The following is a 12064-nucleotide window of genomic DNA, read 5'->3' on the forward strand; positions in this document are numbered from 1 at the left end:
ATTGAACCTTCCATTTCGAACTTAATCAAACGGTTCATTTCAACTGCATATTCCATAGGTAATTCTTTTGTAAATGGTTCAATGAAGCCCATTACGATCATTTCTGTTGCTTCTTGCTCAGAAATACCTCGGCTCATTAAGTAGAATAATTGCTCTTCAGACACTTTTGAAACTTTTGCTTCATGTTCTAAAGATACATTATCATTCAAAATCTCGTTATAAGGAATTGTATCTGATGTAGATTGGTTATCCATAATCAACGTGTCACATTCAATGTTAGAACGTGCTCCTGAAGCTTTAGGGCCAAAACGAACAATCCCACGATACGTTACTTTACCACCTTGCTTCGAAATTGACTTCGAAACAATCGTAGATGAAGTATTTGGTGCTAAGTGAATCATTTTTGCGCCAGCATCTTGATGCTGACCTTTACCAGCAATAGCAATTGACAATGTCATACCACGTGAACCTTCACCTTTTAAGATGACTGCTGGATATTTCATTGTTAATTTAGAACCGATGTTACCATCAATCCATTCCATTGTCGCATTTTCATCACAAACAGCACGTTTTGTTACTAAGTTATAGACGTTATTTGCCCAGTTTTGAATTGTTGTATAGCGGCAATAAGCATCTTTTTTAATAATGATTTCAACAACTGCACTGTGAAGTGAGTTAGTTGTATAAACTGGTGCTGTACAACCTTCAACATAGTGAACGCTTGCGCCTTCATCGACGATGATTAACGTACGTTCGAATTGACCCATGTTTTCAGAGTTGATACGGAAATATGCTTGCAGTGGAGTTTCCACTTTAACACCTGGTGGTACATAGATGAATGATCCACCTGACCATACTGCTGAATTTAACGCTGAGAACTTGTTATCAGAGTTCGGAATAACTGTAGCCCAGTGTTTTTTGAAAAGTTCTTCATTTTCACGAAGAGCTGCACCAGTATCTTTGAAGATAATCCCCATGTCTGTAAGTTCTTGTTTCATGCTGTGATAAACAACTTCTGATTCATATTGTGCAGATACACCTGATAAATACTTTTGCTCTGCTTCTGGAATACCAAGTTTGTCAAAAGTACGTTTGATTTCGTCCGGTACCTCATCCCAAGATGTTTCTGTAGCTTCAGATGGTTTTACATAGTACGTAATCTCATCAAAGTTTAAGGAAGCCATATCGCCGCCCCATTGTGGCATTGGTTTTGAATAAAAAATCTCCAAAGATTTTAGACGGTAGTCTAACATCCATTGAGGTTCCTCTTTCATATTTGAAATAGTTTCTACGATTTCACGTGTTAAACCACGTTTCGAACGGAAAATAGATACGTCTTTATCGTGGAAACCATATTTGTAATCGCCGATTTCAGGCATTTTTTTAGCCATCATCTTTCCTCCGTTCTATTACGAATGTGATTCGTTTTCTACACCTTTTTCCATGGCTTTCCAAGCAAGTGTTGCACATTTAATACGTGCTGGGAACTTGGCTACACCAGATAGAGCTTCGATATCACCTAGGTCAATAGAGTCATCATGTTCTTTTCCAAGCATCATATCTGAGAAAATCGTTGAAAGTTCCAACGCTTCATCAATTGGTTTGCCTTTAACAGCTACCGTCATCATCGATGCAGAAGCCATTGAAATGGAACAACCGTCGCCATCAAATTTAGCGTTTTCAACGATTCCATCCTTCACTTGTAAAGTCAAATGAATACGATCTCCACAAGTAGGATTATTCATTTCAATTGTAACGCTATCTTCAAGCATACCTTTGTTACGAGGTTTTTTGTAATGATCCATAATCACTGTTCGATATAGTTGATCTAAATTGTTAAAAGACATCGTTAAAATACTCCTTTGCTGCGCTAAGTCCTGTTACTAATCGGTCAATATCTTCTTCCGAGTTGTATAAATAGAAGCTTGCACGAGCAGTTGCTGTTACTTGCAACCATTTCATTAGCGGTTGAGCACAGTGGTGTCCAGCACGAACAGCAATTCCGCTCATATCTAGAACGGTTGCCACATCATGAGGATGCACATCATCTAGATTAAACGTAACAATTCCTGCTCTCTTACCAGGATCTTGTGGTCCGTAAATAGTTAGTCCATTTATCGTAGACATCCGGTCCATCGCATATGCCGCTAGTTTGTGTTCATGCTGCTCAATTTCGTCAAGACCAATTTCTTCCAAGAAATCGATTGCTGCAGCTAAACCAACAGCACCTGCAATAATTGGTGTTCCACCTTCAAATTTCCACGGGAGTTCTTTCCATGTCGATTCATACAAACCAACAAAGTCAATCATCTCACCGCCAAATTCAACAGGTTCCATTTGCTCAAGCAACTCTTTTTTACCATATAATACGCCGATTCCAGTAGGACCACACATTTTATGTCCAGAGAAAGCAAAGAAATCACAATCTAAATCTTGCACATCGATACGTAAATGGGGAGCTGCTTGTGCACCATCTACGACCATAATTGCGCCATTTTCATGAGCAATTTGCGTGATTTCTTTTATCGGATTCATTGTTCCAAGAACATTTGACACATACATAATCGACACGATTTTTGTTCGCTCAGTAATTGTTGCACGGACTTTTTCTAAAGACAATGTACCGTCTTCCTCTAAATCAACGTACTTTAATATCGCACCTTTTTCTTTAGCCAGTTGTTGCCAAGGAATAATATTTGAATGATGCTCCATATAGGTGATAACGATTTCGTCGCCTTCTTGTACATTCGCAACTCCATAACTTTGTGCCACTGTATTAATAGCTGTTGTTGTACCACGCATGAAAATGATTTCATGCGTGGACTTAGCAGAAATAAAGTTACGTACCTTTTCACGGGCACCTTCATAACTTTCAGTCGCTCGATTACCAAGTGTATGAACACCACGATGAACATTTGAATTATCAAACTCATAATATTTCTTTAAAGCTTCAATGACTTGAACGGGTTTTTGAGAAGTCGCTGCACTATCAAGATAGACAAGTGGATTGCCGTTAACTTCTTGGTTTAATATAGGGAAATAGCTTCGAATGTCTTTACTGATCATTAGCGCACTTTCCTTTCAATTACCTCCGTCAGTTGCTTCTTAACGCCTTCAATTGGCAATACATTTACAACTGGCGCAAGGAAACCATGAATTACTAATCGTTCTGCATTTCGTTTAGAAATACCACGACTCATTAAATAATAAAGTTGAAGAGGATCTACGCGACCTACTGAAGCTGCATGTCCTGCAGTTACATCATCTTCATCAATTAAAAGAATTGGATTCGCGTCTCCACGAGCTTTTTCATTTAACATTAATACACGTGACTCTTGTACAGCATTTGATTTTGTAGCACCATGTTCGATTTTACCAATTCCGTTAAAAATAGAAGAGGCTTCATCTTTCATTACACCATGCTTCAAGATATGACCTTCTGAGTTTTTACCCCAGTGAATTATTTTTGTTGTAAAGTTTTGTTTTTGTTTACCTCGTCCTACAGTTACCATTTTAGTATCTCCATAAGAGCCATCACCCACTAAGTGTGTCACGTTCTCTGAAATGGTATACCCGTCATTCATTAAACCAAGAGCCCAATCAATACGAGCGTTACGATTAACTACACCGCGTCGGTTTACGTATGTTGTCATTCCCGTTGCCAAGACATCTACAGCACCATAAGTGATACGTGAATTATCTTCAGCAAACACTTCAGAAATAATGTTTACAATTCCTGAACCTTCGGGAACAGTTGAAAGGTAGTTTTCTACATATGTTACTGAGCTATTTGTATCAGCCACAACAATTGTGTGGTTAAACAAAGAAGCTTGCGCATCGTCATGTAAGAATACTACTTGGATAGGCTCAAGTATTTCAACATTTTTAGGCACGTATACAAATACGCCACCATTAACTAAAGCTGCATTTAGACTAGCAAGTTTATGCTCGTCAGTTTTCACGCCATTCGTCATGAAATATTTTTTAACAAGCTCACCATGTTCACGGACAGCCGTTAAAATATCTGTAAAAATAACACCTTGTGAAGTTAATTCAGCTGACACTTGTAAGAAAGCTGGTGTATTGTTGCGTTGAATATACACACTTTTTTGTTCATCAGTTACAATGGATTTCACTTCTTCCGGTAATTCAGCAAGAGAAGCAAAAGGTTTGCTTTCTACTGTGTGCACTGGAAAGTTTGTGAGATTCCAATTATCAATTTTTGTTTTATCTGGCGTTGGCATTGGCAAATGTTCTGCCGCTTGCAAGGCTTGTACACGATATTCAGCAAACCAAGAAGGTTCTTGTTTCGCAATTGAATAGGAGCGTACATCTTGTTCGGTTAATGCCAATTTCGTTTCAACCGTCATGTGTATGTCTCCCTTCCTTACGCTTCTTGACCAACAGTCTCGTCTTCAATCCCTAATTCTTCTTTAATCCAGTCGTAACCTTCAGCTTCTAGTTTATGAGCTAGTTCAGGACCACCTGATTTAACTACGCGGCCTTGCATCATTACGTGAACTTTGTCCGGAGTAATATAGTTAAGTAAGCGTTGGTAATGGGTAATGATTAAGCAACCAAAACCTTCTCCACGCATTTGATTAATTCCTTTTGAAACAACTTTTAGTGCATCAATATCAAGACCAGAATCAATCTCGTCAAGAATAGCGAATTTCGGTTGAATCATCATTAATTGAAGAATTTCGTTACGTTTCTTTTCTCCGCCTGAGAATCCTTCATTCAAATAACGTTGAGCCATATCTTGGTCCATCTCAAGGTATTCCATTTTCGAATCAAGCTCACGAATAAATTTCATGATTGAAATTTCATCGCCTTCTTCGCGACGAGCGTTCATTGCTGAACGTAAGAAGTCAGCATTTGTAACACCAGTAATTTCACTTGGATATTGCATAGCTAAGAAAAGACCCGCTTGTGCGCGCTCATCTACTTCCATCTCAAGTACATCTTCACCGTCTAAAGTTACAGAACCAGAAGTTACTTCATATTTCGGGTGACCCATGATTGCTGATGCTAAAGTTGATTTACCAGTACCATTCGGTCCCATTATCGCATGAATTTCGTTTGTATTAAGTGTAAGGTTTAACCCTTTAAGAATCTCCTTGCCATCAATGGCAACGTGAAGATCTTGAATTACTAAAGTCGACATTTTACTACCTCCATAATGTATAAATGAATGGTGAATACCATTCTTAATTTATTATCATTCTAATCTTAACGTAATTATCGAACCCATGCAAATCTTTTAGACGCTGCTATTAGTTTATTAAAATCGTTTAAAACAATTGAATTCACTATTATTAGCACGTTCATCACTAACATATAAATTTGATTGCTTCATTTTCAATAAAGCTTTCCTAATTGAGAATCGATTTCATCCAAATACAAAAAAAGCCAATGAGAACAAGCTCATTGACTTTACTAATATTCATCATACTTCGCGGTGTGCTTGACGCTCTAATTTAGCAGCCATTTGTTGGCCAAGTTCATGATCGCGTTCACGTTCCATTTCGACTTTTAATCGAAGTTTTGAATTATGTTGATAATCGACCAACCCAACTCCATGTGCGCCTCTAAATGCTTGGTCCATACGTTCTGTGTAGGTGAAATCTAGTGATTGGATAGTGAATCATTCCTTTCAAGTTTTCAACCCTCAATTCCGAGTTGTTATCCTTCACATTTATATAGATACCCATTTAGAAGTGATTCAAACAAAAAAAGATTATTTAATTTCGGTTTATAAGAAATGGGGTTATCAAAGAACGGGATTAGACATTGTCTATCCTAATTTTCCAATACTTACTAATGTCTCACCATTACACGAAATAACCGCTTATACAGTAACTATCATATATGAAAGTTACTTTTACATCCCTCTTCAATTATTAATTCAAAAAAAAATTCGTCCAATTAAACGGACGAATTTTTCTTATAGTGATACTTCGTTGAAAATGCTTGAACCTTCTAATTCTACTTCTTCAAGGACTTTATTTAATTCAGCGTCTGCCTCTTCAAATTTTGCGTTTGCTTCATCTAATACAACTTCGCCTTCTGCAGCTAATGCTTCTGATTTCATTGTATAAGCTTCTTGTATTTTATTTAATGCTGAATCGATTGATTCTTGATGATCTTTTAATTCACTAGGGACTTCTAATTCTTCTACTTTAACCGCTGCATTATCTGCAGCTGTTTTTGCAGCATCTTGCATCTTCTTAAGATCAGCACCTTCAGGAAGTGCTTCTTCAGCTTTCGCGCTTTCATAAGCGTTTAAATCTGCATCGACTTCATTTATAGATTGAGAAATTGATAAGTAAAACTTCATCATTTCTCCAGCAGGGTTCACTTTCTTATCAGCTGTTGTTGTTTCTTCATTCGTATTCTCTTTTTTCTCTTCTTTGTCTCCAGAACAAGCTGCAAGAACTAAAGAAAGTGAAGCAATAAGTAGTAGTACTTTTTTCATCATTCAATCTCCTTCAATTTTGGGAATATTTGCTTTGTTATATTACCATAGCGAAATTCACCTGTAAATAAATTACCAAATAGTCGGAACTGCTTGAATATTAACTTTTTATTTCATTGGGATGTGTAGCCTTATCACGCGTAAACCGGTTTACAATTAATGCTAAAGCACCATCACCTGTAACATTAGTTGCTGTTCCAAAACTATCTTGTGCTAAATAAAGAGCAATCATAAGTGCAACCATGGTTTCATTGAAATCAAGCATCGTGCTAAGCAAACCAATCGCTGCCATTACAGCACCACCAGGTACACCAGGCGCCGCAATCATAGTAATTCCCAACATGAAGATAAATGGTACCATATCTTTTAATTCGATCGCCTGTCCATTTAGTAGCATTACGCCAATCGCACAAGTGACAATTGTAATTGTACTTCCAGATAAATGAATCGTTGCAAACAATGGAATTGTAAAGTCTGTAACTTTTGCTGAAGCACCGGTTTTACGAGCTTGAGCTAAAGTGACAGGAATAGTAGCTGCTGAAGATTGTGTACCAAGCGCTGTAAAATAAGCTGGAGACATAATTTTCATTAGCTTTAATGGGTTTTTATTATTTAGAGCACCCGCTGCTGAATATTGTAGCACCAGCATGACAAGATGTAAGATTAGAATTAACACGAATACAATGGCAAAAACGGATAATATTTTAGCCACTTGTCCTCCAAAAGTCATATTCATAAAGATTCCGAAGATATGAATTGGAAGTAAAGGAATAATAACGTTTGCTATTACTTTTTCAATAATGACATTAAATTCGTCGAAACCTTTTTTTAGTATGTCACTTTTTGTTGCTGCCATACCAATTCCAAAAATAAATGCAAGAAGTAATGCACTCATAATTCCTACTGCTGGTGGCATATCAACTTTAAAAAATGAAGTGGCAAGAAATTCTTCTGGATTTTCAAATGATTCACCTGAAGAAGAGGAAATGAATTTAGGTAGCACATTAGTTGCTATGAAAAATGCCATAAAGCCAGCTATTATAGTTGAACCATAGGCAAAGAAGGTAGCCAGTCCTAATAATTTCCCAGAACCTTTACCCAGTTGAGCAATCCCAGGAGCAATGAAAGCAATAATAATTAATGGAACAACGAAACCTAAGAAGTTTCCGAATAAACCATTGAATGTTGCCATAATTCGAACGACAGCTTCAGGTGCAAACGACCCGACTAAAACACCTAATGCAATTGCAAGTACGATTCGTGCTAGTAATCCAATTTTGATCTTTTTCATGTTGTCCTCCTTGAATGTACAAGTGTGCTCTCCGAAAAGATGAGATTACTTTAACACACCCACTTACTAAAGTGAATACATCCTTCAAAAGGCGGAATACTCCGTTTTTTCTGCAAAATTAAAAGACGTCAGAAACCGACGTCTTTTAATTTATTTATATTATTTTACTGGAACTACTGAGCCGTCCCATTCTTCCGAAATGAAATCTTGAATCTCTTTTGATTTTAATACTTCCACTAATGCTTTAATTTCTTTATTTTCTTCATCACCAGATTGAACAGCAATGATGTTTACATAAGGAGAGTCAGTTTTTTCAATTGCGATTGAATCTTCCAATGGGTTAATACCAGCATCTATTGCATAGTTTGAGTTGATTAATACAGCGTCGCCTTCTTCATTTTCATACATTTGAACAAGAAGGGCTGCTTCGTATTCTGCATCAAACTGCAAATTTTTAGGATTATCAACGATGTCTTTTACTTCTGCTTTTGTTTTGTCAATTCCTTCAGCTAAGGTGATTAATCCTTCCGCTTCTAAAATTGAAAGTACGCGACCATGATCTGCTACTGAATTACTAATTAAAATTGTTCCACCATCCGGTAGTTCGTCAAGAGATTTATATTTTTTAGAGTATACACCGATTGGCTCAATATGAATCCCGCCAGCGTTGGCAAAATCATAACCATGATCAGCCATTTGTGATTCCAAGTAAGGGATATGTTGAAAATAGTTTGCATCCAAATCCCCAGATTCTAAATCTTGGTTTGGTAAAACATAGTCTTGATATGTTTCGATGACAAGGTCGATACCCTGTTCTTCAAGTAGAGGCTGTGCTTTTTCCAAAACTTCTGTATGAATTCCGTTTGACGCACCGACCACTAATTCTTTGCTATCACCGTTTGATGATGAATTATCTCCGCCACCGCATGCTGCCAGTGTCATTGCACTTACTGATAATAATATTCCTGCTACAAGTTTCTTCAAAAGTATCTCTCCCTTTTCCGGTTGTATTTGTTATCGAGTATTGTACTAGCTACACCGAATTATCTCTTGTCTGCTTTTGCAGTTATCGCGTCTCCTACCCACTGGATGATAAAAACGATAATTAAGATGATAATAGTAGCTACAAGCGTTACATCTTCGCGACTGCGTTGGAACCCATCCTGAAATGCCAAGGTTCCTAAGCCACCAGCACCAATTATCCCCGCCATTGCTGTATAGCCAACGAGCGCAACAGCCGTGACTGTAAGTCCAGATAATAAAGCCGGTAAGGACTCCGGTAATAAAACTTTCCAAATAATTGTTGAGGTTTTCGCCCCCATTGACCGAGCAGCTTCGATTACTCCTTTATCTATTTCACGCAATGCAATCAAAACCATTCTTGCATAGAACGGTGCTGCACCAATAATTAATGCCGGTAATGCTGCATCAGGACCACGGATGGAACCCAATAATAACTTCGTAAATGGTATTAGTAAAATGATTAGAATGATGAATGGTATTGATCGGAATATATTGACGAATGCTCCCGTTAACCAATTGACTAATTTGTTCGCCCATAATTGACGTGGACTTGTCACGAATAGCAAAATCCCTAGTGCAAGACCGATGACAAATGTGAACCCAGTGGCCATTGCAGACATATAAAGTGTTTCAAGTGTTGCTTCCCACATTTTTTCCCAATCAACATTAGGTAGAAGGTTTTCAATCATGTGAGATCACCTCCGTATGAACTTCTTGTACATGTAAATATTCAATTGCTTGCTCGATTGCTAAAGCATCCCCATCAATTTGCAAATATAATGTGCCGTATGCGCCATTTCGAGTTTGCGAGATATTTCCTTGTACGATATTTACTTCTACTTGATATTGTTTAATTAACCTAGATAGGATAGGTTGTTCAGTTCGATCCCCCACAAACACGAGTTTCACGAGCTTCCCTAAAGGATATTGTTCGATTAGGTGGGCGATTGTTTGACTAGCTTCTTCGGGACCATTAATCTGTGCTACAAAACGTTTTGTGATGTCTTGTTGTGGTGTTTGGAAAATTTCAAGAACAGATCCCATTTCTACCACTGTCCCTGCTTCCATTACTGCAACGCGATGACAAATTTTACGAATAACATGCATTTCGTGTGTAATTAGCACAATTGTTAACCCTAAGCGTTTATTAATATCGACTAGCAACTCTAGAATTTGATCCGTTGTTTCTGGGTCTAGTGCTGATGTAGCTTCGTCACATAATAATACTTCTGGATTATTTGCAAGTGCACGTGCAATCCCAACACGTTGTTTTTGTCCTCCAGATAATTGAGAAGGATATGCTTTTTCTCTGCCTGTTAATCCAACAAGTTCGATTAGCTCTTTTACTCGTTCCAGACGTTTTGCTTTACTTATTCCTGCGATTTCAAGCGGAAACGAAATATTATCTTCAACTGTTCTAGACCATAGTAAGTTAAAGTGTTGGAAAATCATGCTTACTTTTTGTCTGGCACTTCGAAGCGCTTGTCCAGAGCTTGATGATATTTCTTGGCCATTAACGGTCACACTTCCGGACGTCGGTTTTTCGAGTCCATTTAGTAATCGGATTAACGTACTTTTACCAGCACCACTATAGCCGATAATCCCAAAAATCTCTCCCTGGTCAACAGTCAATGTCACATCATCTACTGCGACAAGTTGACCATTACTTGTTTTAAATGTTTTTGATAAGTTTTGTAATTGAATCATTTCTCTCGTTCACCTCTGAATTTAAAAAGTCCCCTCCGCAGAAAAGCAGAAGGGACTAATTGCATAATTATATACGTTAGACCGTTCTCTCATCTTTCAAAGCAATAAACTTTGAGTGATTTGGCACCATTTCACAAATTGTGACGGTTGCCGGGCTTCATCGGGCACTTCCCTCAGCCTCTCTTTATAAGAGTTTACGATATTAAGTTTTTTGTTACGAGTGATACTGTACCACGTTGAAAAGTGAACGTCAAACATTTTTTCTCAAGCGATTGTAGAGATATGGAACGGATTGGAAAGCATAAATTTTTTCACTAATTTGACCATTCTCAGAAATTAACAAACAAGGTACACTTTCAATTTGTTGTTCTACTGCTATATGTTCTACATAATTTAAATTCGCTTGGCCGATTTTTACGCTTGGCAAGAGTTCTTCTACCACATCCATCATTTTTGAGGCGACTTGGCAAGTCCCACACATTGGAGCGTATAAGTAATAGGCTGCAACATTTGCGTTTTGAGAATGAGTTTCCCATTCTGCACTTGTCCATTCTTTCATTGTCTTCATCCTTTTATGTTATAAATTGCGACTTCACTTCAATATTCGCACCGAGAAGAATGGTCGCAAGAACTTTCATAGGGGTTGTCTCTACTTCACGATAAGTAACGTCCGTATACAAATGAAGAGCCTCTGGAAATTCGCGCTTAATGAGCGCACGTAATTTTTCACCTGATTCATCTGCATCTACAAATATATACATGTCACCATGCTCGTAAGGTGTCAGTAACTCTTCTAAACGTGAAGGACTGACCGTTCCGTTCGTACAAATAATCTCAATCGGCTCTGCGATAATTTTTTGTATTCTTTGTTTATCTGAACGACCTTCTACAACGATTACTTTATCTGAAAGCATGGGATCCCTCTCCTAACAAGAACGATTTATACGCAATATATAAAAAAACCTGGCCAAGTGCGCCCGGTCCTTTTAAGAAGAGTAACCATAGTGTCCTGTTGATTTCCACTACGGTGGACGCTTTTCGCGGGCATGGCTTCAGTCTCCTCGTCACTGCGTTCCTGCGGGGTCTTCAGCTCATGCTATTCCCGCAGAAGTCGCCACCTGCGCTTTAATCAACTAATATAGATGGCAACTACGATTATAGGTTGGTTCTATCTCTAGCGTATCTTAGAATCATTTATTCGTGTCTTCGCAATAAGCAATTGATAGATTTTCTTGTTGGTTATACTACTCACTTCATGGATTGTAGTGGAAGGAGGCGACTCCAGTGGGATCAGCGGGATAGGTGAGACCCCGCTGATCGCGAAGCGACCGAGGAGGCTCACCACCCGCCCCGCGGAAAGCGTCCGCCTGAAACACTGGATTTATGGAACTAAAATTATATACTTTCTTATCTTTCAAGAAAAACTCCCTACAAAATGGGGTCAGGCCCATTTGTAAGGAGTTCTCAGCAGAGTCATTGTTTTACGACTAGTCTTGACTCTAAATCACGCATGACTTGTGCTACTTCAGAAGCTGTAATCTTTTCATTCCGCATATTATGTATCG

At 38.1% G+C, this 12064-nt stretch carries 13 protein-coding genes and 1 riboswitch; all 13 genes read right to left on the reverse strand.

What is annotated here, in order from left to right; genetic code table 11:
• Nucleotides 1–1391: Fe-S cluster assembly protein SufB (gene sufB / locus WBG45_RS09430; protein ID WP_424414007.1), on the reverse strand; the 1391-nt coding region annotated here is incomplete at its 3' end.
• A gap of 18 nt (nt 1392–1409) precedes the next feature.
• Nucleotides 1410–1847: a Fe-S cluster assembly sulfur transfer protein SufU gene (sufU, locus tag WBG45_RS09435; RefSeq protein WP_024534079.1), complete on the reverse strand. Its 438-nt coding sequence runs from the start codon at nt 1845–1847 to the stop codon at nt 1410–1412.
• Nucleotides 1837–3066, reverse strand: a complete 1230-nt coding sequence (locus tag WBG45_RS09440; RefSeq protein WP_424414010.1) for a cysteine desulfurase — start codon at nt 3064–3066, stop codon at nt 1837–1839. The genes sufU and WBG45_RS09440 overlap by 11 nt, the downstream gene beginning before the upstream one ends.
• Nucleotides 3066–4370, reverse strand: coding sequence for a Fe-S cluster assembly protein SufD (gene sufD, locus WBG45_RS09445; RefSeq protein ID WP_424414012.1), 1305 nt, complete (start codon nt 4368–4370; stop codon nt 3066–3068). Before sufD ends, WBG45_RS09440 begins: the two co-directional genes overlap by 1 nt.
• Before the next feature lie 17 nt (nt 4371–4387).
• On the reverse strand, nt 4388–5167 hold the full coding sequence (gene sufC, locus WBG45_RS09450) for a Fe-S cluster assembly ATPase SufC (protein WP_024534076.1): 780 nt from the start codon (nt 5165–5167) through the stop codon (nt 4388–4390).
• Between the two features lie 282 nt (nt 5168–5449).
• Entirely contained in the window at nt 5450–5608 is a 159-nt protein-coding gene (locus WBG45_RS09455; RefSeq protein ID WP_196810263.1) for a hypothetical protein, read from the reverse strand.
• Nucleotides 5609–5947: 339 nt separating this feature from the next.
• A complete protein-coding gene (locus tag WBG45_RS09460) occupies nt 5948–6478 on the reverse strand; it encodes a hypothetical protein (protein WP_424414015.1) in 531 nt (176 codons plus the stop codon).
• 100 nt (nt 6479–6578) lie between these two features.
• Entirely contained in the window at nt 6579–7769 is a 1191-nt protein-coding gene (locus WBG45_RS09465) for a dicarboxylate/amino acid:cation symporter (RefSeq protein WP_424414016.1), read from the reverse strand.
• A gap of 159 nt (nt 7770–7928) precedes the next feature.
• Complete coding sequence (locus WBG45_RS09470; protein WP_424414017.1) at nt 7929–8753, reverse strand: MetQ/NlpA family ABC transporter substrate-binding protein; 825 nt, start codon at nt 8751–8753, stop codon at nt 7929–7931.
• Between the two features lie 59 nt (nt 8754–8812).
• The gene (locus tag WBG45_RS09475; RefSeq protein WP_024534071.1) at nt 8813–9481 is read right to left on the reverse strand and encodes a methionine ABC transporter permease; all 669 of its coding nucleotides are present in this window, start codon (nt 9479–9481) and stop codon (nt 8813–8815) included.
• Nucleotides 9474–10499 (reverse strand): methionine ABC transporter ATP-binding protein, encoded by a 1026-nt coding sequence (locus WBG45_RS09480; protein WP_424414018.1) that lies wholly within the window; start codon nt 10497–10499, stop codon nt 9474–9476. Before WBG45_RS09480 ends, WBG45_RS09475 begins: the two co-directional genes overlap by 8 nt.
• A gap of 86 nt (nt 10500–10585) precedes the next feature.
• A riboswitch (SAM riboswitch) is annotated at nt 10586–10692 on the reverse strand.
• A 57-nt stretch (nt 10693–10749) separates the two neighbouring features.
• The gene (locus WBG45_RS09485) at nt 10750–11058 is read right to left on the reverse strand and encodes a thioredoxin family protein (RefSeq protein WP_424414020.1); all 309 of its coding nucleotides are present in this window, start codon (nt 11056–11058) and stop codon (nt 10750–10752) included.
• Between the two features lie 13 nt (nt 11059–11071).
• Complete coding sequence (locus WBG45_RS09490) at nt 11072–11413, reverse strand: toprim domain-containing protein (RefSeq protein ID WP_024534068.1); 342 nt, start codon at nt 11411–11413, stop codon at nt 11072–11074.
• Nucleotides 11414–12064: the final 651 nt, after the last annotated feature.

Source organism: Paenisporosarcina sp., from assembly GCF_049671445.1.
GTDB lineage: Bacteria > Bacillota > Bacilli > Bacillales_A > Planococcaceae > Paenisporosarcina.